At 70.9% G+C, this 24424-nt stretch carries 20 protein-coding genes and 1 tRNA gene; 4 read left to right on the forward strand and 17 right to left on the reverse strand.

Annotated elements, in window-relative coordinates; genetic code table 11:
- Positions 1-87: 87 nt before the first annotated feature.
- The 3 genes from ACIBG4_RS09845 to ACIBG4_RS09855 are packed head-to-tail and all read right to left on the reverse strand — an operon-like array spanning position 88 to position 2184.
- Positions 88-462, reverse strand: a complete 375-nt coding sequence (locus tag ACIBG4_RS09845) for a hypothetical protein (protein WP_397201478.1) — start codon at positions 460-462, stop codon at positions 88-90.
- The gene (locus tag ACIBG4_RS09850) at positions 459-1697 is read right to left on the reverse strand and encodes a hypothetical protein (RefSeq protein WP_397201479.1); all 1239 of its coding nucleotides are present in this window, start codon (positions 1695-1697) and stop codon (positions 459-461) included. The genes ACIBG4_RS09845 and ACIBG4_RS09850 overlap by 4 nt, the downstream gene beginning before the upstream one ends.
- Entirely contained in the window at positions 1690-2184 is a 495-nt protein-coding gene (locus ACIBG4_RS09855; protein ID WP_310707995.1) for a SigE family RNA polymerase sigma factor, read from the reverse strand. The genes ACIBG4_RS09850 and ACIBG4_RS09855 overlap by 8 nt, the downstream gene beginning before the upstream one ends.
- A gap of 297 nt (positions 2185-2481) precedes the next feature.
- Between ACIBG4_RS09855 and ACIBG4_RS09860 the strand changes: the two genes are divergently transcribed.
- Together ACIBG4_RS09860 and ACIBG4_RS09865 are read left to right on the forward strand one after the other, a co-directional pair.
- Positions 2482-3414, forward strand: a complete 933-nt coding sequence (locus ACIBG4_RS09860) for an RNA polymerase sigma-70 factor (protein WP_397201480.1) — start codon at positions 2482-2484, stop codon at positions 3412-3414.
- An 80-nt stretch (positions 3415-3494) separates the two neighbouring features.
- Positions 3495-4676 (forward strand): NAD(P)/FAD-dependent oxidoreductase, encoded by a 1182-nt coding sequence (locus ACIBG4_RS09865; protein WP_397201481.1) that lies wholly within the window; start codon positions 3495-3497, stop codon positions 4674-4676.
- Positions 4677-5621: 945 nt separating this feature from the next.
- On the opposite strand, the gene ACIBG4_RS09870 is transcribed toward ACIBG4_RS09865, so the two are convergent.
- Positions 5622-6080 carry a hypothetical protein gene (locus ACIBG4_RS09870; RefSeq protein ID WP_397201483.1) on the reverse strand — a complete coding sequence of 153 codons (459 nt, stop codon included), beginning with the start codon at positions 6078-6080 and terminating at the stop codon, positions 5622-5624.
- A 155-nt stretch (positions 6081-6235) separates the two neighbouring features.
- The gene (locus tag ACIBG4_RS09875; protein WP_397201484.1) at positions 6236-6586 is read right to left on the reverse strand and encodes a DUF1330 domain-containing protein; all 351 of its coding nucleotides are present in this window, start codon (positions 6584-6586) and stop codon (positions 6236-6238) included.
- Between the two features lie 180 nt (positions 6587-6766).
- Between ACIBG4_RS09875 and ACIBG4_RS09880 the strand changes: the two genes are divergently transcribed.
- A complete protein-coding gene (locus tag ACIBG4_RS09880; RefSeq protein ID WP_397201485.1) occupies positions 6767-7111 on the forward strand; it encodes a hypothetical protein in 345 nt (114 codons plus the stop codon).
- A gap of 185 nt (positions 7112-7296) precedes the next feature.
- On the opposite strand, the gene ACIBG4_RS09885 is transcribed toward ACIBG4_RS09880, so the two are convergent.
- From ACIBG4_RS09885 to topA, 11 genes are all read right to left on the reverse strand, one after another.
- A tRNA-Thr gene (locus ACIBG4_RS09885) sits at positions 7297-7370 on the reverse strand.
- Positions 7371-7456: 86 nt separating this feature from the next.
- On the reverse strand, positions 7457-8905 hold the full coding sequence (locus ACIBG4_RS09890) for an alpha/beta hydrolase (RefSeq protein ID WP_397201486.1): 1449 nt from the start codon (positions 8903-8905) through the stop codon (positions 7457-7459).
- A gap of 105 nt (positions 8906-9010) precedes the next feature.
- On the reverse strand, positions 9011-9850 hold the full coding sequence (locus ACIBG4_RS09895) for a stage 0 sporulation family protein (protein ID WP_397201718.1): 840 nt from the start codon (positions 9848-9850) through the stop codon (positions 9011-9013).
- Between the two features lie 100 nt (positions 9851-9950).
- Positions 9951-10985: a permease-like cell division protein FtsX gene (locus ACIBG4_RS09900; RefSeq protein WP_397201487.1), complete on the reverse strand. Its 1035-nt coding sequence runs from the start codon at positions 10983-10985 to the stop codon at positions 9951-9953.
- Positions 10982-11524: a SigE family RNA polymerase sigma factor gene (locus ACIBG4_RS09905; protein WP_397201488.1), complete on the reverse strand. Its 543-nt coding sequence runs from the start codon at positions 11522-11524 to the stop codon at positions 10982-10984. Before ACIBG4_RS09905 ends, ACIBG4_RS09900 begins: the two co-directional genes overlap by 4 nt.
- A gap of 327 nt (positions 11525-11851) precedes the next feature.
- A complete protein-coding gene (locus ACIBG4_RS09910; RefSeq protein ID WP_397201489.1) occupies positions 11852-12880 on the reverse strand; it encodes a permease-like cell division protein FtsX in 1029 nt (342 codons plus the stop codon).
- Positions 12881-13109: 229 nt separating this feature from the next.
- A complete protein-coding gene (locus ACIBG4_RS09915; protein ID WP_397201490.1) occupies positions 13110-14297 on the reverse strand; it encodes a DNA polymerase III subunit delta' in 1188 nt (395 codons plus the stop codon).
- A 9-nt stretch (positions 14298-14306) separates the two neighbouring features.
- A complete protein-coding gene (tmk, locus tag ACIBG4_RS09920) occupies positions 14307-16352 on the reverse strand; it encodes a dTMP kinase (protein WP_397201491.1) in 2046 nt (681 codons plus the stop codon).
- A gap of 181 nt (positions 16353-16533) precedes the next feature.
- Complete coding sequence (locus ACIBG4_RS09925) at positions 16534-17103, reverse strand: helix-turn-helix transcriptional regulator (RefSeq protein ID WP_397201492.1); 570 nt, start codon at positions 17101-17103, stop codon at positions 16534-16536.
- A 69-nt stretch (positions 17104-17172) separates the two neighbouring features.
- On the reverse strand, positions 17173-18495 hold the full coding sequence (locus tag ACIBG4_RS09930) for a metallophosphoesterase (protein ID WP_397201493.1): 1323 nt from the start codon (positions 18493-18495) through the stop codon (positions 17173-17175).
- Positions 18496-18568: 73 nt separating this feature from the next.
- Entirely contained in the window at positions 18569-21382 is a 2814-nt protein-coding gene (topA, locus tag ACIBG4_RS09935) for a type I DNA topoisomerase (RefSeq protein ID WP_397201494.1), read from the reverse strand.
- A gap of 209 nt (positions 21383-21591) precedes the next feature.
- On the opposite strand from topA, the gene ACIBG4_RS09940 reads away from it, so the two are divergent.
- Complete coding sequence (locus tag ACIBG4_RS09940; protein WP_397201719.1) at positions 21592-21759, forward strand: DUF5703 family protein; 168 nt, start codon at positions 21592-21594, stop codon at positions 21757-21759.
- A gap of 420 nt (positions 21760-22179) precedes the next feature.
- Here the strand turns inward: ACIBG4_RS09940 and ACIBG4_RS09945 are convergent, their stop codons facing one another.
- Positions 22180-24213 (reverse strand): chaplin family protein, encoded by a 2034-nt coding sequence (locus tag ACIBG4_RS09945; RefSeq protein ID WP_397201495.1) that lies wholly within the window; start codon positions 24211-24213, stop codon positions 22180-22182.
- Positions 24214-24424 lie beyond the last annotated feature (211 nt).

Consider the following 24424-nt stretch of genomic DNA (forward strand, 5'->3'; position numbering starts at 1 on the left):
TCCTTCGACCGGATCACGACGACCCCCGGCCCGCTTCGGCGGCCGGGGGTCGTCGCGTTGATCCCGGTTTCTCGCGTTCCCGGACTGCTACCCGCCTCGCCGGTGGTTGCCGGCCCGCAGCACCAGCATGAGCCCGGCCGTGTAGGCGAGGGCGTACACCAGGGGGAGCCAGGCCCCGGCCGCCGCGGCGGCGAGGCTGACGGCGGCCACCAGGGCGAGCAGCGTCGCGGCCACGACCAGGTCCCGCGCGGCCGTGGCCGCCACCGCGAGCCCGCCGAGTATCCCCACGGCGGCGAGCAGGTCGGCGACCAGCCAGGCGTCCAGCAGCCCCGCCTCCGCGACCAGGCGCAGCAGGGGCGCGGGGAGCGACGGCGTCCAGATCCAGGTAGGGCCCCCGCCGGCCAGGTTCACGGCCGACGGGGTCGCGACGAGCAGCAGCAGGACGCCCGTGGGAGACCTCAACGGAGGTTGGCCAGGCGGTAGCCGTCGCCGTTCCTCCACAGCAGCCAGTCGCCCGCCGCCAGCATGACGTCCGGGCTCTTGGAGCGCCGGCCGGTGACCGGGTCGAGCAGGAACGAGTAGGCCCCGGTGTTGTACGTGACGAGCCGGTTGCCCGCCGTCATCCACGGTGAGACACCCTTCTCCGGCGTCGGAACTCCGGGCAGCTCTGACACCGGCCCCCAGGAGTCACGCGGCACCCACCGCAGCGTGTCGCCGGCCACCCAGGCGAACCACTTCCCGGACGCCGCCGCGTACCACTCCTGGTCCGGCTCGGCCATGCTCTGCGCGCGGACGCCCTCCGGCAGCGGATGCTCGGCCGCCACCCTCCCCGTCTCGACGTCGACAATGCGCAGCACCTTGTCGTTCGCCGCCTCGGCGGTGAACAGGTAGGGGTAGGAGAACGCCACAGCCTCTCCGCTGGGCGGGTTCCCGTCCCTGACGACCGTGCCCACCCCCGCGCAGCCCTTGGCCACCCAGGGCTGCCGCATGACGTCGCTGCCGACGATCACGCCGCCGTCCACCCAGACCTGCGCGCGGGGGTCCGTGCCCTGCGGGCTGATCGTGCGCGTGGTCCCGTCCGCCGTGCGGCACCGCTGATCGGCCGCCGAGCCCTTCAGCTCCGTCCAGGTACGGAAGCCCGTGGCCGTCCCCAGCCCCGACCGCGCCGCGAAGCCGAGCTCCCTGGGCGTGCCGCCGCTCGCGCCCACCTCCGCCACCTGCCCGTCGGGCGTCGAGCCGAGGACCGTCCCGTCGCTGCCCAGCGCCGCGGGCACGAACCGCTCGCCCCGCTCAGTACGGCCCCCGACGTCCACGACGCTGGTCACGTTCATGAGCTCATGCAGGGCCCTTTCGAGGAGGACGCCGGCAGGGGCGGTGAGGTTCACCTGGTCCGGAGTCGGCGTCATGGTCACCGGCGGCTCGGAGGAGGCGGTCCGGCCACTGATCGACGCCGGGGTCGATGCGGGGGACGGGCTCAGCTTCGCCGTCGCCGTGGCGTCACCGTTCCCGCCGCGTACGGCCAGGGGCACGGCGACCAGCACGGCCGTCGCCCCGGCCGCGGCGGCCAGCACCAGCGCCCGCCTGTTCCTGCGGCGCGTGGCCACGGCCCGATGGATCCGATCGGCCAGGCCGGGCGGCGGATCGTCCGCGGACGGCTCGCTGAGCAGCGCGGCGAGGCGGCGCTCCAGGTCATCCATGCTCTACCTCCTCGGTCTTGACGGCCTCACGCAGCCTGGCGAGCCCCCGCGACGCCTGGCTCTTGACGGTCCCGCGGCTGCAGCCGAGCAACCGGGCGATCTCCTCGTCACCACGGGCCTCGACGTAACGCAGCACCAGCACGGCTCGCATGCGCGGAGGTAACGCGGCGACCCTGGAGCGCAGGCCGTCGTCGTCAAGGAGGCGCTGCAGCTCCAGGTCCTCCGCCATGGCCTCGGGCGGAGCCGCCATGCTCACCTCGCGCTTCGGCCGCCGCCAGCGATTGGCCATGATGCGGACCATGGCCGTGCGGACGTACCCTTCCGGGTCGTCCTTGCGCCTGATCGCGTGCCACCGGAGACCGGTACGGGTGAGCGCCTCCTGCACCAGGTCCTCGGCGTCGTGCCTGTTCTGGGTCAGGACCATGGCGTAGCGGTAGAGCGCCGGCAGCCGCTGCGCCGCGAAACTCTCAAACGTCGGGTCGTCCACTCGTACCTCCAGCCTCCAAGGACACGGCAGCCCGCCGAATGGTTGAGTGACCCGCGGAAAATACCGCGGCCCCGCGTCACCCCGGCGCCTACTCGGGGCCCGACCCTGCCCTTGGCCAAGACGACTCGTGACAGGAGACGGCTCCGCCGCGGTACTCCTCCGGGATCACGCCCGGATCGTGCTGGACGCCGCCCGCCGCCTGTCCGACACCGGGACCGCCCGCCGGCACCGAACAAAGGTGGACAAATGTGGACGCGGCCTGCGCTTATGCCCGATCATGGGGCAATGTCGCTCCGCATGCACGAGGCCGATCTGTTCGAGAGCTCAAGGGGCCGTTTGGAGGCGATCGCCTACCGGCTGCTGGGATCGGCCGGTGATGCGGAGGACGCGGTGCAGGACACGTACCTGCGCTGGCATGCGGCGGACCGGGAACGGATCGAGACGCCCGAAGCGTGGCTGACGAAGGTGCTCACCAATCTCTGCCTCAACCAGCTCACCTCGGCGCGGGCCAGGCGGGAGACCTACGTGGGGCAGTGGCTCCCTGAGCCGGTGCTGGACGGCGATCGGATGCTCGGCCCCGCCGACACTTTCGAGCAGCGTGAGTCGGTCTCCATGGCGATGCTCACCCTGATGGAGCGACTGTCCCCCAATGAGCGCGTGGTGTATGTGCTGCGCGAGGCGTTCGGGTACGGGCACCGCGAGATCAGCGAGATTCTGGACATCACCGAGTCGAACTGCCAGCAGATCTACCGGCGCGCCAGGCAGCATCTGGCGGTCGAACGATCCCGCACGGAGATCGATGCGGGCACCGCCCGGAGGATCGTCGAGGAGTTTCTCGCCGCGGCCCTCAGCGGCGACACCAAGCCACTGATCCGGCTGCTCACCGACGACGCGGTCAGCATGGCCGACGGCGGCGGCAAGGTTCATGCCCGCAGGACCCCGGTCCTCGGGGCGATGGACATCGCGAAGTACCTGCGTGCTCTGTTCCAGCCGAGCGATGCCAAGCGCGCCCTGGTCAGTGGCAGTCCCGCCTTCTACGCCGTCGTCGTCAACGGCGGTCCTGCCGTGCTGGTCGAGGTCGACGAGCAGGTCATCGGGGTGCTCTGCCTCGATGCGACCCCCGACGGCCTCGCCTCGGTCCACATCCAGGTCAATCCCGACAAGCTTCAGCGCATCGCGCGCCAGTGGGCGGCCGCTGGATCCCATCGCGCGCAGGTGGCGCGTTGGTGACCCAGATCACACTCATTACCTGTCAGGGATCGCGCGTCTGTCCGGTTCAGGAGGTGCAAGCAACCAGATAGGAGCAAGCCATGAAGCACCGCATCGTCGTCCTGGGGGCCGGGTACGCCGGAGCCAACGCCGCCGGCCGCCTCGCCAAGCGGCTGCACCGCGACGACGTCGAGATCACCCTGGTCAACGGCGACTCCGAGTTCGTCGAACGGGTGCGCATGCACCAGCTCGCGAGCGGGCAGGATCTGCGGCCTCGCCCCCTGCGCGACCTCTGCGCGGGCACCGGCGTACAGCTCCGGATCGCGCGGGTCACCGCCGTCGATGTGGAAGGCAAGACCGTCGACCTCGGCGGTGAGACCCTCGCCTATGACACCCTCGTGTACGCCCTGGGCAGCGCCGCCGCCGAACACGGCGTCCCTGGTGTCGCGGAGCACGCCCACAACGTGGCCGGCAAGCAGGCCGCTCTCCGACTGCGGGCGCGCCTGAGCGAGGCGAAGCCCGGTGAGACCGTGCTGATCGTGGGCGGCGGCCTGACCGGCATCGAGGCAGCCACCGAGATCGCCGAAGCCCACCCGGACCTTGAGGTCGCGATCGCCGCCCGCGGCCGCGTCGGCGGCTGGCTCAGCGACAAGGCCCAGCACCACTTGCGCGGCGCCTTGGACCGCCTCGGCATCACGGTCCACGACCATGCCGACATCACGCGCGTCGAAGCGGACGGCGTTGTCACCGGTGCGGACCGAAAGATCCGGGCCCAGGTGACCGTGTGGACCGCGGGTTTCAGCGTGCACCCGATCGCGGCCGCCACCACCCTTGAGGTGTCCGACACAGGCCGGATCGTCGTCGACGCCGGCATGCGGTCGGTCTCGCACCCCGATGTGTACGCCGTCGGCGACGCCGCGCTCGCCGAAGGAGCAGGTGGCAAGCCGCTGCGGATGTCCTGCGCCTCGGCGAACCCGATGGCGTGGCTGGCAGCCGACGTCATCGCCGCGCGCCTGACCGGTCGCAAGGTTCCCGAGACCACGATCGGCTACTCCGTGCAGTGCATCAGCCTCGGACGCCGCGATGGAATCATCCAGCGCGTGACCCCCGACGACCAGATCACGTCCACTGTCTTCACGGGCCGGACCGCCGCCCGCATCAAGGAGATGATCTGCGCCAGCGCGGCCTGGAGCATCTACCACCCGACCATGATGATGCCGAGCCGCCGCCGCCACCTCGCGGTCACCGGCGCAGTGGAGACCCGACCCCTCCCCCGGTCATGACGAAGAGCGTTGCCGGGCGAGCGTGGTTGCCCGCTCGCCCGGCCGCTGCAACTCCTCGAACTCGGTGCACAGGATGTGGACAAGTGGCTGGCGCATGATCAGGTCATACCCCAACCGGTCCGTGAAGCGTGAGATGACCCGTGACCCGGTGCAGTGGCACATGGCGGACCTCTGCTCAGTCCCGCGCGGCAAGGAAGGCCGCCCGTTCGAGGCGCTCACGCCGGTCTCAACGGTCACCCACACCCGTGCGATTCTCCGTCGCGCCTTCCGCGACGTCGTACCCGTCCACGAATACATCAGCAGCTCGCCCGTGGAGAAGGCCGAGCGCCCACGGGCGAACATCGACACACCCGGAACGATCTGGACGGCTGCCCAGCTCCGTACGTTCCTCGCGCCAGCCCGTTCACACCGCCTCCACGCCTTCTTCCACCTGGCCGCCTACACCGGCGCCCGTACTCCGCGAGCATCAGAAGGCGCAGGAAGCCGACGAGACCCGCGTCGGCGACTCCTGGAAGGGCAATGACGACACGGTGTTTCACGACGGCGCGGGGCGGCCCGAATGCCGCTCCAAAGTATGCGGCCCGGCGTAAGCCAGCCCTCTTCAGCATGAACTTCCCCATGCCGTCATCGTCACATGGAGCCTGTGCTGTGTGAAAACCTGACATCATCGATGCTGGAGCTTCATAGCCCGGCCTCCCGGGCCGGCCTGGATCACTGGTGTGCGAGGTGATCAGCCCCTCAGCCCGCCACCGACCTCAGACTCAGGCATATGCGCATTCTGCGGCACTCGCAGATCTCGGTGACCATGAACGTCTACACGCAGATCGCCGGCCCGGAGGTACGCCGGGACCCTCTGACCACATCGGTCCAGCCGGCGGCTGTCGCTCGACGGTCGGTCTGCGGGACGCCGGGCTCTCTCACCGTGTCCGCGCCGCGCTCATCACCTCACAGGGGGATGTGCCGGTGACGGAGAGCAGCTTCGACGATCTGCTCCGGGGTGGCGTCTCGCAGCTCTTCCGGAGGCCAGAAGATCAGGTCGCTGATCTCCCGATGCGGCACGTTGGCTTCGAGCAGCGTCAGGTAGTAGTCGCTCTCAGGGTCGGTCTCCACGATCCTGCGCACGACTTCTGCCAGTTCTACCCGGGTGATGTCTGCGACCTTCGCCGGAGGTGGTCGGGCGGCGTTCCTGGCAATGTCCTCCAGACGTTCCGACTCCCAGTAAGCGGCGAAATCGCGAGGCTCGTAGCTGTGGCCGGTCCGCTCATTGAACGCCGCCACTGCCTGGCGCGCCTCCGGCATCCTGCCTTCCTCCATGAGTTGCGCGATCCGGTCGATCTCGACGCCGAGTTGCTCCACGAGCTCCCGGGGCACCGGCGGGGGAAGCAGTTCCGGTCGTAGATCCATGCCAGACATTGTCCCCGTGAGATCCCATCGGACCACGACCACACAAGCCGGACAGGATCCCAACGGCTGAAGTCGATGGCAGTCCCAGTCTCGGCGCGACGATCTCTACCTCAGCCACTGACGTAGAGATAGCCATTGTCATCCCAGACGCTGACCTACGCGGACAGGGCCGCCGCCTCCCGTATCGCAGTGACGGCCGCCGTCGGGACGTAGTTCTCGGGCACGCCGTCGACCAGGATGAGGTCGGTCTCGATGTGCCGCGAGCGCAGCGGCGCGATCTCCCGGTACGCGGGAGAGTCCCACCATGCCCGTGCCTCGGCGATCCCTGGGAAGCCGAGCATCACGACATGTCCGGGCCAGTTGCCCTCCTTCACCTCGTGTTGGGTGGCGTGGACGAGGTAGCGACCGCCGTACGGCTCGAACGTGCTGGGGAGCCGTTCGATGTACTCGGCGATCTCCGGGTGCGGGGCTGCCTCCTGCAGGTGTGCGATGACGTAGGCCGGCATGGTGTCCTCCCGGTGGGGTCGAGTTCGGTGCGCTCACGATCCTGACACGCTCTTGGTAGGCAGGGCGATTACCTGACAGGTAGGCGATCTGCCTTCGCAGGCCGACTTGGCCCAAAATGGCTGCCAGACATGGCGAGGAGCGTCGATGACGCTCGGGCCTTCTTCGAGGATCTGCGGGCCGTGGAAAAGCCTCTGTACGCGGCCTACGTCCTCATGCTCGTCCTGGGCCTGCGCCGTGGGGAAGTCCCCGGGCCAACCCGGGACGCCATGTTCGCCAACCCCAAGAGCGGCAACCAGGGACGCGTCGCCCGGGACGGCGCCCTCGAAGCCTGGGATACGCATCCCGGCGGAGGCCGTGTCTCCCCGGACGACCCCGCCAAGGAGATCCTCGCCACCTACCTCTACCACTTCCGCGCCGTGGCCTACTGCTGTCCCGGCGCGGACTTGCGCCTGGCCGACGCCCGGCCAATCCTTGGCTCACCCGACATGTGGATGCGACTGCCCGAGCGCGACTACTGGGCCTGACGCACGGACCGTCCGCCCCAAGAGACCGGGCAGCCGTCTACACCCAGATCGCCGGCGCAGAGACCCGCAAGGCCCTCGACCAGCTCAACGCCAGCCTCGACGGTGAGAACCCGTAGCTGTACTTCGCTGCTGTACGCCCACACAAAAGGCCCTCTCGGACGAACCGGGAGGGCCTTTGACCTGGGAGCCGCCTTGGGGATTCGAACCCCAGACCCCTTCATTACGAGTGAAGTGCTCTGGCCGACTGAGCTAAGGCGGCGTGCCGTGCAGCGTGAAGAAGTCTACAGGAGCCCGAGGGGTATTCGCTCCCGCCCAGCCCGCGATCTTCCGCCGTTCCCCCGCCCGCTACGGGCACGTGGTGCCGTCCTTCGGAGGCGCGCCGGTGATCAGGTAGCGGTCCACGACCGTGTCCACGCACGTGTCCCCGCTGAAGTAGGCCGTGTGCCCGTCCCCTTCGTACGTGAGCAGGACCCCCGACTGCAGCTCGCCGGCCAGGGACCGGGCCCAGGCGTAAGGGGTGGCCGGGTCGCGTTCGGTGCCGACGACCAGGATCGGCGGTGCGCCCTTGGCCACGAGCGGGTGGTTCTGGAAGGTGGGGCGGGCCGGCCAGTACGCGCAGGGCAGGGAGCTCCAGGCGATGTACGGGCCGAAGCGGGGCGCCGTCCGGGCCAGGCCGGCGGCGGCCTTCGCGTAGGAGGCGACGTCCTTCGGGTACGCGCCGTCGATGCAGTTGACGGCCATGTTGGCCTCGGTCTGGTTCGAGTAACCGTCGGGTCCCCTGCCGAGGAGCAGGTCGGCGTTCTGGAGCAGCATCGTGCCGTCGCCCTTCATCGCCTGGGTGAGCGTCTCGGTCAGCGTGGGCCAGCTACCGCGGTTGTAGAGCGGCGTCAGCGCGCCCAGCAGGGCCAGCGTCTCGGTGACCTCACGGTCACCTCCGGGCAGGGGCCGCCTGTCCGTACGGCGGAGCAGCGCCGTGAGCTCGTCGAGGGCGCCGTCGGCGTCACGGCTCCGGAACGGGCAGTCGCCGCGGGAGAGGCAGTCGTCCACGTACGCCCGGAACGCGACCTCGAACCCGGCCGCCTGGTCGGTGTTGAACCGGAACCTCGACAGGGCCGGATCCACCGCTCCGTCCAGGACCAGTGCCCGCACCCGCCCCGGGAACAGGTCCGCGTACACCGCCCCCAGGAACGTGCCGTAGGACTTGCCGAGGTATGTCAGCTTCTCGTCGCCCAGCGCCTCGCGCAGCGCCTCCATGTCGCGGGCCGCGTCCACCGTGCCCACATGCTGGAGCAGCTTGCCCGCCCCGGCCCGGCAACCCTCGGCGAACTCCCGCGACCCGCGCTCCAGGGCCGCCTCCTCCGCCGCGTCGTCCGGGGTGGCGTCCAGCGCCAGGAACGCGTCGAGGCGGTCGTCGTCCAGGCACTCGATCGGCGCGGACGCCCCCACGCCGCGCGGGTCGAACCCGACGATGTCGAATCTCGCCCGTACGTCGGCGCTCACCACGGACTGCGCCGCCCTGGCGTAGTCCACCCCGGATCCCCCGGGTCCGCCCGGGTTGAGCACCAGCGACCCGATACGGTCTCCGGTGGCGGGCAGCCGGATGACGCTGATCTGGATCCGCTCACCGGCCGGGTCAGCGTGGTCGAGCGGCACCGCGAGCTTCGCGCACTGGAACCCGTCACCGCAGCCTGACCAGGCCAGGCCACCGTTTCCCGGCCCCGGCCGCTCCTCCCGGGTGCAGCCGGTGGCCAGGAGCGCGACCGCGGCGAGGACGGCCAGGGCACGGGACCACATGGGTGGGGATCTTACGCCCGACATGACCGTCGTCGCGCTGCGCCCGGGCCTGCCCTTCCCTCCTGCCTGAGGTCCGTGTGTGTACCGAGCACGGCCCTGGCGTGGTCACGGTTCCTGAGCGGGCGTGCCCGGCTCCGGGCTGTACATCTTCTCGTGCTGCTGGCGGGGGGAGCAGACCGAGGCCGACGGACAGGCGCAGCGGCGGCCCCCGTCGTCGAGGCGGACCGTCACCGTGTCGGACGGGACGTTGTGCCCCACCACGCTTCCCTCGCCCTGCGGAGTGCTGACCCGGCTGCCGACCCGGGGCATCCGCTGCCGGGTCTCCATGTACAGCGGGTGCTCGTACTTCAGGCAGCACATGAGCCGGCCGCACGCCCCCGCGATGCGCAACGGGTTGACCGGGAGGTCCTGGTCCTTGGCCATGCGCACCGACACCGGCTCGAAGTCCTTGAGGAACGTGGCACAGCACAGGTCGCGACCGCAGGGGCCGATCCCGCCCTGCAGACGCGCCTCGTCGCGCGGGCCGATCTGCCGCAGCTCCACCCTGGCCCGCAGGTTGCGGGCCAGGTCACGGACGAGCGCGCGGAAGTCGACCCGGTGCGGGGCCGAGAAGTAGACCGTGAAGACGTTGTCCTCGTCGAGGTAGTCGACGCCCACGACCTTCATCGGCAGCGCGTGCCGCTTGATCAGCCGTTTGGCCACGCTGCGCGTCTCGGCCCGGCGGCGTTTGTTGGTCTCGTCGCGGGTGAGCTGCTCCTCCCCCGCGATGCCCGCGCACACCGGCAATCCGTCGATGTCCTCGCTCACGTACTGCGGCGCCCACACGCACTCGGCCACCTCGGGACCCGCGTCGGTGGGCACCAGCACCTTGTCGCCCACCTTGGGCGTGTGCCCACCCGGATCGAGGTAGTAGAGCCTCCCGTAGCGTGTGAAGCTCACGGCCATGATCATGCCCATGGGCTGCAGCTCGCCTCCTGACGGCCTCGGGGGTCTTACGGCCTTCGGTTGCCACACTACGTGCGCGGGCCCGCTCGTGGTGAGGGTGTCAGCCGCAGGTGTTCGTGAGCGTTCGCGAAATACCGTGGTCCGTCATGAGCATGAACTGGGCGAGGGAGCATTTCTGGTCGACCACCTGTGCGACACCCGGCCGTGTCCGCAGGGTGGCGGCCACCTTGGCGGAATCGGTCCCGGTCGTCAGGCGGACGCGGAACGACATGGGCATGTCCGAGACCTCCGTGGCGGCGAGAAGGGCCTTGTTTTGGGTGTACGCCTTCTTGAATTTCTCGTATGCCTGCAGCTGATCCTCGAAGATGACCTTCTGGACCCCCGGCATCGCCCTGATCTCGCGCGCCAGCTTGTTCGTGTCCTCGGCGGTGATGCCCTTGCCGTGCTTCGAGGTCTTCCGGCTCGCCTCATAGCTCTTACAGGAGGGCAGGTTGGATGAGCCAACGCAGAGGAACACCGAGATGTCCACCGGCTTGTTGCGCAAGGCCGCGGCGGCGTCCGTCATGGTCCGATCGGAGACCAGCGCCACGCCGGGCAGCTTCTCGGCCGCAGCGGACACCGGCTGCGGCTTCGAACCCGATTCGAGCATGATCCGGTAGGACTCCGGCACGTCGTCCGCCTTCACCTTGGCGACGATGTCCGGTCGGTCGGCGAACGCCTTGCGGAAGCGCTCATAGGCGCTCCTGCGGTCCTCGAAGAAGACACTCGCGACCCCGGGAAGCCGGCTCAGCGACTCGGCCAGGGCCTTCGTCTGCTGCTCGGTGGCGGCCCGCCCCTGGCATACCTTCTTGTCCAACTCCAGCCCCGTGCACAGGAACACCGACACGTCGGCCTGGTCAGGAGTCTGCGCCCGGGCGGACGCCACGCTCGCCTCCTCCCCGGCACCCGAGAGCGTGAAGCCCGCGACGGTCGCCGCCCCCGCGACCACGACCGCCGCCGCCGCGGCGGCCAGCCGCACGTCCACCCGGAACCGCCGCCGATCCGGCACCACCAGCGGCCGCAGCGCGCCGGTGTCGACCTTGGCCCCCGCCTCGGTGAGTGCCTCACGCAGGCGGTCTTCCACAGGGCTGTTCATGATGCCTCCTCAAGAGCTCGGCCGAGAGCCGCCAGCCCTCGCGCGATCGTGGACCTCGCCGTACCGCCGCTGATCCCCATGGTCTCGGCGATCTCCTGGTCGGTGAGGTCGAGGTAGTAGCGCAACGTCAGCGCCTCGCGCTGCCTGGGCGGCAGCGTGGTCAGGGCCACCAGCACCTGGCGGCGCTCCTCGCCGACCAGGGCGGCGCTCTCCGCCGACCAGACCGGCGGTTCGTACGGCACGGCACGCCGGAACACCGTGGCGCGTCTGCGCAGCACCGACCGGCACCCGTTGAGCACCGCCGATCTGACGTAGACCAGCGCCTTGTCGGGGTCGCGCAGCCGGGATCGCCCCGCGTGGGTGCGGGCGAAGGCGTCCTGGACGACGTCTTCGGCGGTCGCCTGGTCACCGACCATGATCAGCGCCAGCCGTACGAGGCCCACGTGATGCTCGGCGAAGATCGCCGCGACATCGACGCGGTCCCGGGTCCGGGCCTCCCGTTGGGAGAGCAGTTCGACTTCCACATCACAGAGACGCATGGGGGGCTCGTTTGCTGCTCGGGCCTCCGATCCGGTTGCCGCGCACGGTGATCGGGGTGCCGGCATGTTCGCGCCGGGCGATCCCTCGTACGGGGCGCTGAGGGTGCTCTTCACGTGGGCGCGAGGGGCATCGAACACCGAAGAAGACGGCCGGCTATGCGCTCGTCACGGCGCGCAGCCCGTGAGCCTTCACCACCGGCCGTGACAGACAGCAACCCACGACGGCGGGTGGGGCAACTTGGCTGTGCCGTAAAAGCCTCGGAGCGGTGCGGCGTTCCGCTGCCCCACCACGTGCGCGGGCCCGCTCGTGGTGATGAGATGAGGTGTTCAGCCGCAGATGCCTTCTCGCTCCATCCCGTGGTCCGTCAAGAGTCTGGTGCCGGCGGCGAAGCACCTCATGTCCATCGCCTGGGCGACACCCGGCCGCTTCTCCAGAGTGGCGGCCACCTTGGAGGAGTCGGTATCGGATTTGAGCTGGATCCGGAACGACTCAGGCATGTCACTCGCGCTCGTGGCGGCCAGAAGAGCCTTGTTGTCGGCGAATTCCTTCCGGAAGCTGGCGTACGCCTCGGCTTGGTCCTCGAAGTCGACCTTCTTGACCTCGGGCATCGCCTTGATCTCACGCCCGAGCTTCTTCCTGTCATCGGCGGTGATGCCCTTGCCGCGCTTCAAGGTCTTGCTTCTCTCGTATTTCTTGCACGAGGGCTCCGGGGACGAGGCCCCGCAGAGGAACACCGTGACGTCGTCCGCTCCCTTGAAGCGGGCCGGGTTGTAGCCGTCGGTCATGGTCCGATCGGAAACCAGAGCCACGCCCGGCATCCTCTTCGCCGCTGCCACCACCTTCTCCAGTTTCGTACCGGGGAGCACCGTTACCTGGTACGACTCCGGTACGTCCGCCGCCCGCACCTTGGAGACGATGTCCGACTGGCCGGCGAACGCCGTGCGGAAGCGCTTAAAGGCGGTTCTGCGGTCCTCGAAGGTCACCTTGGCGACTCCGGGCACCTCGCGCAAGGACGCGGCCAGAGCCTTCTTCTGCTCCTCGGTGGCGGTCCGCCGGTGACAGAGCTCGTGGTCCTTCTCCCGTCCCGTGCAGAGAAACACCAACACATCGGCCCGTACGGGAACCCGTGTCCGAGCAGTCGCCACAGCCGCTCTTTCGTCGGCGTGGGAGGCCGTGACGTCCCACACGGTCCCCGCCCCGGCGACCACGACCGCCGCCGCGACCACTGCCAGCCTCATGGCCACGCGCATCCACCGGCCGTCCGGCACCACGAGCGGCCTCAGCGCACCGGCCTCCGACTCGGCTCCACCTTCGAGGAACGCCTCGCGCGGGCGGTCTTCCACAGGGCTGTTCACCACGCCTCCTCAAGAGTTCGGCCGAGAGCCGCCACCCGTCCCGCGATCGTGAGCCTCGCTGTGCCGGCAGAACCGCCGGCTTGAGCCCACGTGGACGCCAACCGAAGAAGACGGCCGGCTGTGCGCTCGTCACGGCGCTCGGCCCGTGAGCCTTCACGACCGGCCGTGACAGACGGCGACCCACGACGGCGGGTGGGGCAACTTGGCCTTGCCGTAGAAGATAGTGATCTTACGCCCCGCGGAGGGACAGCATCATCGCCTCGATGGCGATCTGCGGGTTGACGGCGGCCTCCAGCCGCTCCCGGCAGCGCATGATCGCGTCGATGCGCCGCAGCGTCTCCTCCGGTGTCGACTCCCGCGCCGTGCGGTCCAGGTCGAAGCGGATGTCGTCGTTGGCCAGCTCCACCGCCGCCCCGAACTGCATGGCCAGCACGTCACGGTAGAACGACACCAGCTCCAGCAGCGCGGCGTCCAGCGAGTCGCGTTTGATGCGCGTGGCCCGCGACTTCTGCCGGTCCTCCAGCTCCTTCAGCGCGCCCGCGCCGCCCCGCACCAGGCCCCGGTTGAGCCCCTTGCCCGTGGACCCCTCGCCGTACAGGCGCCGCAGGTCGGTCGTCTCCGCCTCGTTGAGCGTCGCCGTGGCCGCTGCGGCCTCCTCCTCCGCGGTCTTGACCAGGCGCTCGGCTGCCGACACGCACTCCCCCACGCCCGTGAGCGACCGGGGGATGCCGAGCACGGCCTCGCGCCGCCTGCGGACGTTCTCGTCCAGGGCGAGGGCGCGGGCCCGGCTGATGTGGCCCTGGGCGGCGCGGGCGGCGAACCGGGCCGTCTCCCACGGCACGCTGTCGCGCGTCGCCAGCACGTGCGCGACCGCCTCGGTGCCGGGAGTCGTCAGCGTGACCAGGCGGCAGCGCGACCGGATGGTGATCATCATGTCGTCGGGGGCCGGGGCGCACAGCAGCCACACCGTACGCGGCGGCGGCTCCTCGATGGCCTTGAGCAGGGCGTTCGCGGCGGACTCGGTGGCCCGGTCGGCGTCGTCGAACAGGATCACCCGCCACCTGCCCTGCGTGGGCGCGCCAGCGGCCCGCAGGATCAGCTCCCGCGTCTGCTTCACGCTGTAGGACAACCCGGCGGGGCGCACGGACTCCAGGTCGGGGTGGGAGCCGATCAGCACCTGGTGGCACTGGTCGCAGTGGCCGCAGCCGCCGTCGGGGCACAGCAGCGCCGCCGCGAACGCGCGCGCCGCGTCCTCCCGGCCCGCGCCGGGCGGGCCGGTGAACAGCCACGCGTGCGTCATGCCCGCGCCCCGCCCGCCGCCGACCGCCTCGCCCGCCGCCGCGGCGGCCCGCGAGAGCACGGCCACGGCCTGGTCCTGCCCGACGAGGTCGGCGAAGACGCCGGTGGAAACTGTCACGGACAAAGGCTAGTCGCGGATGGCCGGCATCGTGCCCGTCACGTCCTCGGCCTCATGGGGCACCGGGTCGGGCAGGATCTCGTGGACCCGATCCTGGATGGCGCGGGTGATCTGCTCGGGCGGAAGCGTGCCGTCCACCACGAAGTAGCGCCCGGGGTCGGCGGCGGCCAGCGCCCGGAACTCCTTGCGGACCCGCTCGTGGAAGTCCAGCGGCTCGGACTCGATGCGGTCGGCCGCGCCGCCCAGCCGGGTCAGCCCGACGGAGGGCGGCGTGTCGATGAGCACGGTCAGGTGCGGCACCAGCGCGCCGGTGGCCCAGGCGTTGACCTTGGCCACGTCCTGCCGGTCGAGCGAGCGGCCGGCGCCCTGGTAGGCCAGCGACGAGTCGACGTAGCGGTCGCAGACCACGATCGCGCCCCGCTGCAGGGCCGGCCGGATGACCTTCTCGACGTGCTCGGCCCGGTCCGCCGCGTACAACAGCGCCTCGGCGCGCGGCGACAGGCCACGCTCGGCCGCGTCGAGCAGGATCGCCCGCAACCGCATGCCGACCTTGGTGGAGCCCGGCTCGCGCGTCTGCACGACGTCGTAGCCCTGGTCGCGCAGCCAGATCGCGATCATGCGCGACTGGGTGGTCTTGCCCGAGCCCTCGCCGCCCTCGAACGCGACGAACAGCCCGGGCATGTCCTCGGCCCCCTCGGAGCGGAACCGCTCGCCCCGAACCGCGGCGATCAGGTCCTCCGACAGCGGCACGCCCTTGCGGTCGTCCATGTGGCGCAGCGCCAGGATGCCCACGGCCACGGCCAGCGCCCCGCCGAGCAGCAGCACCAGGTTGGACCCGTCGAACCGGTAGGACAGCTCCCCCGCGTCGAGGCGGTGCTCGCCGAACAGGGCCGCCAGCGGGTTGGCCGCGGCCACCACGAGCAGCAGCGTCACCCGCGCCGTGGACTGCAGGAACGAGAACGTGCGGCCGCGCAGCGCGTCCTCGACCTCCAGGCCGATCAGCGTGTAGCCGATGATCCAGGCGATGCCCGCGCACGCCCCCAGCGCCACGGTCAGCATGACCACGATCGCGAGGTTGTGGACCAGCGCGATCGCGACCAGCACCAGGCCCGCCACGGTGATGGCCAGTCCGAACAGCCGCCGCCTGGACAGCCCGCTCAGCAGCCGCAGCCCGAAGAACATGCCGAGCGCCATGCCGACGAAGACGGCCCCGAAGACGACGCCGTAGGCCGCGTCGCCGCCGCCGAGCGCCACCACGTAGATCTTCGCGACGCCCACGACCGCGCCGCCCGCCGCGAACGCGCCGAGCATGCCGATGATCAGCCCGCGCACCAGCCGGTCGCCGCCGACGAACCGCCAGCCCTCGACGACCTGCTTGAGCACCGACGGGGTGGAGATCGCGCCGTCGCGCCGCGGGATGTCGCGCAGCGTGAAGATCAGGAACGCCGACACCAGGTATGCCAGGGCGTTGAGGACGAGGGCCACGCTCGTCGGGTCCACTCCGGACAGCGGCGGCACGAGGCTGCGCAGCATGTCGCCCGCCACCGACAGCGCCGCGAACAGCAGGGCCGCGACGGGCGCGCTGCCGTAGGTGACCAGGAGGTTGAGCCGGTTGGCCGCCTCCAGCTGGTCCTTGGGCACCAGGTTGGGGACCGTGGCCTCCTTGGCCGGCACCCAGAACAGGTTGACGCACTCCACGAGCAGGGTCGCGACGATGATCCACTGGTAGCTGCCGATCAGCGGGATCGACAGCACCACGGCGAAGCGCGCCAGGTCGGAGACGAACATCGTCAGCCGCCGGTCGAACCGGTCGGCGAAGGCCCCGGCGAGCGGGCCGAGCAGGACGGCCGGCAGCATCTTGGCGATGAACACACCGCCGATGGCCAGCGACTGGATGCGGTAGTCGTCGCCCCGGGTGAGATTGCCGGCCAGGGCGGTGAGGGCCAGGATGTTGAGCCAGTCGCCCAGGCTGCACACCGACATGGCCGTCCACAGCCGGCGGAACGGTGCGTTTGCCAGCACGGTGGCGGGTCGGCGTCGGCCAGGGGCGGTCATGATGTCAGCGTATCCAGGTGCTCGCCGGGACGGGGAAGGCGTGAGACGGGCCGGGTAGGCCCGGTGGCTCGCCGCTGAGAGTATTACGTCGGCAGGGCGGCGCGCAGGTTTCGGACCGCGAACGGGCCCCCGAAACAGCCATTGTGGTCCCCCGTCCCGCTGCTCTCCGATGGTTTACGGCCTACGACCCTGACCCCGGCTCGCCCCGGGCCTCTCGTACGAGGGGCAGCCAGGCCGAGCGCACGGCGTCGGGCAGGGGCAGCTCGTCCCAGAGCTCGACGAGCAGCACCCCGTCGACGTGCGCCAGCAGGTCCTCCGGACCGCCTGCCCCGAGCAGCGCGGCGTACGCCTCCCGGCGCTGCCCGCGGTCGGCGAGATCGTACGCGCGCCCCAGCACGGTCACCCTGGCCAGCGCCCGTGACGGCGGTAACCGCGGCAACCGGCTCGGCACGTGGAACGGCCTGCCGTCGGCGGCGACGCCCCGGGTGAACTCGACCTTGGGCTCCAGCGCCAGCCGGAACCCGGCGGCGTCGAGAATCCGCCCGGCCGTCTCCAGCGTCGGCGACTTGCGGCCGTGCTCGTACGCCGACAGCGTCGTCCGTGACGTGCCGCTGGCGCTGGCCAGCGCCGCCTGCTTCATGCTCGCGGCGTGTCTGGCCTGCTTGAACAGCCAGCCGCCGCGCTGCGCCCAGAACGTGACGTCGGGAACGCCGCCCCGCTCGAACACGCTCCCGGCCGGTGTGGACGTCATCGCCACCTCCTGGGTATCCCGACGGATACTACGCCAGGACGGCTCCGGTGACCAGGGGATCGCGGAAAGTCACGATCGCAGCTCCAGCAGCGTGATCTCTGGAGGCGCTCCCACCCGTACCGGCGGCCCCCAGAACCCGGCGCCCCGCGTCACGTACACCTGCACCCCGTCCACCGTCGCGAGCCCCGAGACGACCGGCTGCTGCAGGGGCACGACCAGGTTGAACGGCGCGATCTGGCCGCCGTGCGTGTGCCCCGAGAGCTGCAGGTCCACGCCGTGCCGGGCGGCCTCGGTGACCTGGACGGGCTGGTGGGCGAGCAGGACCGTGGACCGGCTCGTGTCGCGCCCGCCGAGCGCCTTGGCGAAGTCGGGGCCGTCGTCCATGGTCGCGCCGTTGATGTCGTTGACCCCGGCGAGGTCGAGCACGCCGCCCTGGTGGCGGATCTCCACCCGCTCGTTGCGGAGGGACCGCACGCCCAGGTGGTCCAGCTCCTCGATCCACTCGGCCGGGCCCTTGGAGGTGTAGTACTCGTGGTTGCCCGTCACGAAGAAGGCCCCGTACCTGGACTCCAGATCGCGCAGGGGCCTCGCCAGTGGCCCCAGCTCGGCCACCGTGCCGTCCACCAGGTCGCCGACGATCGCGACCACGTCGGGACGCAGGGAGTTGATCATCCGGACGATCCGCTCGGTGTGGCCCCGGCCCGTGAGCGGCCCCAGGTGGATGTCGCTGACCACGGCGAACCGCAGGCCGCTCAGCCGCGAGTCGAGGTGGGGCAGCGTGACCCTGACCGGCTCGATGACGGGGTCACCCAGCGCGCTGCTCACGCCGTACCCGACCGTGCCCAGCGCGCCCACGCCCGCGACGGCGGCGGTCGCCCGCCCGAGGAACAGCCGCCGGCTCATGTCGGTCGCCTGCGCGGACCCGCCGGCCGGTACGGCGTCAGAGCCGGCCTCGGCGACCAGGGCGGTGTCGACGACCGGGGCGGTGTCAGAGCCGGCCTCGGCGACCGGGGCGGCGTCAGGAGCTGAGCCGGGAACGGACGCGCCGGCCGGGACCGTCTCCGGTACCCGCGCCCCGGCGTCCGCCCGCTTCCCGCCGCGCCGCATGAGCGCCCACGCGACCGCGCGCGGCACCTCCAGCACGACCAGGAACACCAGCAGGTAGAACATGACCGCCAGCCACAGGTACCCCGGCCAGGCCAGCCAGTGCCCCACCCCCAGCCGCGTGCCCGCGAACGTCACCACCACCAGGACGCCGAGCCCGGCCAGCACCCAGGTCAGCACCCGGCGCAGCCGCCCACGCCGGGTGGTGGAGCGCACCAGCCGATGCCACAGGTACACATGCACGGCGGCGACCGCCACGACCATCATGAAGACGAAGCCCAAGACCACGTCGTCATGCTACGAGCAGCGCCGCCCCGGGGCGGCGTCCGGCCTGAGAGCCCTCTCAGCGAGGAGCGGACTCTCAGGGCTTGGCCGCGGACTTCTTGGCCGCCGTGGTCTTGGCCGTCGTGCTCTTGGACGCTGTGCTCTTGGCCGTCGTGCTCTTGGACGCTGTGGTCTTGGACGCTGTCGTCTTGGACGTGGCGCTCTTGGCCGTCGTGCTCTTCGCCGCCGCGGGCTTCTTCGCGGCGGGCTTGCGGGCCGTCGTCTTCTTCGGCGCCGGGGCCCGCTCACGCCGCTCGGCCAGCAGCTCGGCGGCCCGGTCGATCGTGATGTCCTCGACCGTGTCGCCCTTGCGCAGCGACGCGTTGGTCTCGCCGTCGGTCACGTAAGGACCGAACCGGCCCTCCTTGACCACCACGGGCTTCTTGGAGTTGGGGTCGTCGCCCAGCTCCCGCAGCGGCGCCGCGGCGGCCGCCCGGCCCCTGCCGCGCTGCTTGGGCTGCGCGAACAGCTCCTTGGCCTGCTCGATCGTGACCGTCAGCAGGTCGTCCTCGGACGCCAGCGACCGCGAGTCGGTGCCCTTCTTCAGGTACGGGCCGAACTTGCCGTTGAACGCGACGACCTCCTCGCCCTCCAGCTCGCCGACCACCCGGGGGATCGACAGCAGCCTGAGCGCGTCCTCCAACGTCACCGTGTCGAGCGACATGGTCTTGAACAGGGAGCTCGTGCGCGGCTTGGCCGCGTCGGCCTTCTTGGTGCGCCGCTTCGGCGCGCCCTCCTCCTCCTGCGGAGCGGGCAGCACCTCCGTGACGTACGGCCCGAACCGCCCGTCCTTGGCCACGATCAGGTGCCCGGTCACCGGGTCCTGCCCCAGCTCCCGGTCGCCTGTCGGCCGCGAGAACAGCTCCTCGGCCTTCTCGGCGGTCAGCTCGTCGGGGGTCATGTCCTCGGGCACGTTGACGCGGGCGCCGTCGCGGTCGAGGTACGGGCCGTAGCGGCCGACCCGGATGACGATGTCGGTGCCCCGGATCGGGAAGGAGCTGATCTCCTTGGCGTCGATGTCGCCGAGGTCGGTGACCATCTCCTTCAGGCCCGCGTCGCCCTCGTGGCCGTAGTAGAAGCGCCGCAGCTCCGGCACCCGCTCGGCCCGGTCGTTGGCGATGTCGTCGAGGACCTTCTCCATCTCGGCGGTGAAGTCGTAGTCGACGAGGTTGCCGAAATGCTGCTCCAGCAGGTTGACCACGGCGAACGCCAGGAACGACGGCACCAGCGCCGTCCCCTTCTTGAACACGTAGCCGCGGTCGAGGATCGTGCCGATGATCGAGGCGTACGTGGACGGCCGCCCGATCTCGCGGTCCTCCAGCTCCTTGACCAGCGACGCCTCGGTGTAACGGGCCGGCGGCTTGGTGGAGTGGCCGGCGACGTCCAGCCGCGACAGGCCCAGCGCGTCGCCCTCGGCCAGGTTGGGCAGCCGCTTCTCGGAGTCGTCGCGGTCGGTCGACGGATCGTCGGCCCCCTCCACGTACGCCTTCAGGAAGCCGTAGAACGTGATCGTCCGGCCGGAGGCGCTGAACTCGACGTTCTCGCCCGACGACGAACGGCCGCCGACCTTCACCGAGATCGACTCGCCCACCGCGTCCTTCATCTGGGACGACACGGTGCGCTGCCAGATCAGCTCGTACAGCCGGAACATGTCGCCCGACAGCCCGGTCTCGCCCGGCGTGCGGAACTCCTCGCCCGAGGGCCGGATCGCCTCGTGCGCCTCCTGCGCGCTCTTGACCTTGCTGGTGTAGACGCGCGGCTTGTCGGGCACGTACGCCGAGCCGTACAGCTTGATCGCCTGCGAGCGCGCCGCGGCGATCGCCGTCTCCGACAGCGTGATGCTGTCGGTACGCATGTACGTGATGAAGCCCTGCTCGTACAGCCGCTGGGCGACCTGCATCGTGTACTTGGCGGAGAAGCCCAGCTTCCGGCTGGCCTCCTGCTGCAGAGTGGTCGTCCGGAACGGCGCGTACGGCTTGCGGGTGTACGGCCGGCGCTCGACGGAACGGACCGCGAACGAGGCGCCCTGAAGCCGGGCCGCCAGCTCACCGGCGGCGGCCTCCGACAGGTGCAGCACCTCGGACGACTTGAGGGTGCCCGTGCTGGCGAAGTCGCGGCCCTGCGCCACCCGCCTGCCGTCGACCCCAGTCAGCGTCGCGGTGAAGTCACGCGGACGCTCCTCGGGCTTGTTGCTGTCGAACAGCGCCTGCAGGTCCCAGTAGTGGGCGGGCGTGAACGCCAGCCGCTCCCGCTCGCGCTCCACGACCAGCCGCGTCGCGACCGACTGCACGCGCCCGGCGGACAGGCGGGGCTTGACCTTCTTCCACAGGACCGGGCTGACCTCGTAGCCGTAGAGGCGGTCGAGGATGCGGCGGGTCTCCTGGGCGTCGACGAGGCGCAGGTTGAGGTCGCGGGGGTTGGAGACCGCGTCTCGGATCGCCTGCGGGGTGATCTCGTGGAACACCATGCGGTGGACCGGCACCTCGGGCTTCAGGACCTCACGCAGGTGCCAGGCGATGGCCTCGCCCTCGCGGTCCTCGTCAGTGGCGAGGAAGAGCTCGTCGGCGTCACGCAGCAGCTGCTTCAGCTTGTTGACCTGCGCCCGCTTGTCGGGGTTCACGACGTACAGCGGCTCAAACCCATGATCGACGTTCACACCCAGGCGTGCCCACGGCTCCCCCTTCAACTTCTCGGGGATGTCGACGGCCTTCTCCGGCAGGTCGCGGATGTGGCCGATGCTGGACTCGACGATGTAGCCGCGCCCGAGGTACCCGGCGATCGTCTTCGCCTTGGCGGGCGACTCGACGATCACCAGGCGTGTTCCGCCGGCGCTGCCGTTGTTGGCTGGCACGCTGCTTCCTACCTCGCTGTTCGCTTGCAATTCCCCCTGCCGGGAGCCGGCACAGATCTGAAAGGTAACCCGACTCGCGGAATTTTCCTTCCCCCGGGGCTACCCACTAGCTTTCGGGTCCACCCACAAGCACGCAGAATAAGGCCCAACGAGCGGCACCGCGCCCTGACTCACCCTGGAGACTAATCGTTGTGCTCGACTACTCCTACATGGATATCTTCATTCCGCGCGATCTCTCCCGCGAAGCCGCACGTCAGCTGCTGACCGAGCACGCGGAGTACGGCCAGTGGGAGCTCTCGCGGGTGCGCCTGCACCCCGACGGGAGCAGGCAGGTGCGGCTGCGTCGCAAGGTCATGCGGGTCCGCAGCACTCTGTGACTTTTCTCAACGTACGCCCACCTCCTGGTACGCGCCCGTCCGGACGCGCACATGGCTTTGCCCGTCCCGGGCCGCGCCCCCGAGACGGGCAAAGCGTCTGTGGACCCGCCCGCCTCCTGGATGCGGAGACGGGCGGGGTTTTCGGTCCGGCCGCCCATGGCGTGGGGGCCTGACCGTACCTCTTCTTCTTCTGTGTTTCGGCTGCCGATCCGGATGCCCTTACCGTGGAGTGAGAGCCCCGGGACGTGTGGTGAGATCGGCCACGTATCCCAGGTCGAGGCCCGCGCGGGGACCGCCCACCTCCGGCACTTCAGGCCGGGCGCTCACTTCCCGCCGAAGGGGAGCGGCGGGTCGTTTGTGCCCGGCCGAAGCTGGAGCGGCGGAGCGCTCACTTCCGGCTAGGCGGAAGCAGCGGGGCGCTTACTTCCGGCCGAGGCGGAAGCGGCGGGTGGCCGCGAACAGCGTCGCCGAGGCGGCGCACATCCCGCCCATCAGCAGCGCGACAAGGGCGCCGAAGCTCATCCCCGTGACCCCGGCGGGCCGCGCGGCGCTCATCAGGCCGATGTCGCCGACGGGGAGGGAGCGCGCGGCCGAGGTGGCGGCGCCACCGACCGGCGTGGCCGCGACCAGCGAGGTCGCCGGGGCGACCGCGGACAGCGGGCCGGACGCGGCGGAGGCGTTGGACGCGACCTCCTTGGCGTGCTTGGCGCGCTTGACCGGCTTGGCGGGCTTGGCGGGCTTGACCGGCTGCACGGCGGGCCGGGCCGGGCGGTCGGGCAGGCCCGGCAGCGACGGCAGGACCGGCAGGCCCAGCGAGTCGGACATGTCACCCACGACCGGGAGGTTGCCGGCGCCCTGCATCTGACGCGTCACGTCCGCGGCGCCCTGAAGGCCGCCGACGGCGGGGAGGGCGGGCAGCATCCCGCCGCCCTGTGCGCCGGGAGCCGCGTACGGGTGACGGACAGAGCCGGGGTGGCCGGGGTGGCCGCCGTGGCCGTCGTCGGCCGGCTTGCCGACGTGCGCCCCGCCGAGGCACCCGGCGGCCGCGTCGCCCAGGACGGCGACCGCGTTGCCGCACACGTTGATCGGAGCGGTGATCGGCGCGACCACCTGGTTGCCGGCCAGCACGCCCGAACGCCCGGAAGTGGTGTTGCCACCCGCGCCGGAGCCCTGCTGCGGCGAGACGCTGGCGCCGCCCTTGCAGTGCGCCTCGGCGAGGCCGAGGGCCGCGACGGCGTTGCCGCAGGCGTTGATGGGAGCGGTGATCGGCGCGACCACCTGGTTGCCGCTGAGCACGCCCGAACGCCCGGAGGTGCGGTTGCCGCCCGCGCCCCGGCCGCCGTCGTTCTTCACCGACGCGCCGCCCTTGCACCCGGCGAAGGCCCCGCCGAGCACGGCGACCGCGTTGCCGCACACGTTGATCGGAGCGGTGATCGGCGCGACCACCTGGTTGCCGCTCAGCACGCCCGAACGCCCCGAGGTGGTGTTGCCACCGGCGCCCGTCCCGCGGCCGGTGTTCTCCACGGACGCGCCGCCCTTGCACCCGGCGGGCGCGTTGCCCACGGCGTTGCCGCAGGCGGTGATGGGCAGGCTGATCGGGGCGATGACCTGGTTGCCGCTGCCGGCGCCGAACCGCCCGTCGGTGTCGTTGCCGGAGGAGCCCGATCCGCCGTGCCCGCCGTGACCGCGGCCGTAACCGCCGCCGGGGTGCCCGCCCGGCCGCCCGGTCGTGACCGACGAGCCGCCCTTGCAGCCCGCGAACGCCTCACCCACCACCGCGACGGCGTTGCCGCAGACGTTGATCGGGGCGCTGACGGGCGCCAGGACCTGGTTGCCGCCGAGCACGGAGTTGCGGCCGGAGGTGGTGTTGCGGCCGGTGCCGGTGCCGCGGCCGGTGTTCTTGACCGAAGCGCCGCCCTTGCATCCGGCGGTCGCCTCGCCCACCACCGCGACGGCGTTGCCGCAGACGTTGATCGGCGCGGTGATGGGCGCCGTCACCTGGTTGCCGCCGAGGATGCTGTGGTCGCCGGAGTTACGGTTGCCGCCGGGGCCGCCGCGCCCGTTGTTCTTGACCGTGGCGCCGCCCTTGCAGCCGGCGTCGGACCTGCCGAACAGGGAGACGGCGTTGCCGCAGGCGTTGACCGGGGCGGTGATCGGCGCGTTGATCTGGTTGCCGCCGAGGATGCTGGAGTTTCCGGACGTCTTGCCGGGGATGCTGGAGCGGCCGGTGTTCTCCACCGACGCGCCGCCCTGGGAGCCGGCGTGGGACTCGCCGACCGCGGCGACGGAGTTGCCGCTGATGTCGATCGGCAGGGTGACGGGCAGGTTGACCTGGTTGCCGCCGCCGATGGAGTGGTCGCCGGAGGTGTCGGCCAGGGCGGTGCCGCTGCCGAACGACATGACCGCGACCGCGAGCAGAGCCGCGGGTGTGGAAGCCTTCGCCCACGTACGCATGATGAATGCTCCTATGACTTCTGGGGGGAATGAATTGCGCCTGACGGTTCGCGGCCGGCGAGGCCGTACGGGAGCGTGACGCGTCGCCGTACAGCGGGACCTCGCGACCGCGAACCAGTGATGACTGACGTGTCGCCCGCCGGCGGAGGGGCTCATGCCCCACCGATTCGTGAGAGCGGGCTTACTGCGCCGCCGGCCTGTCGCCGGCGGG

Source organism: Nonomuraea sp. NPDC050383, assembly GCF_044459125.1.
In the GTDB taxonomy this organism is placed as follows: Bacteria; Actinomycetota; Actinomycetes; order Streptosporangiales; family Streptosporangiaceae; genus Nonomuraea.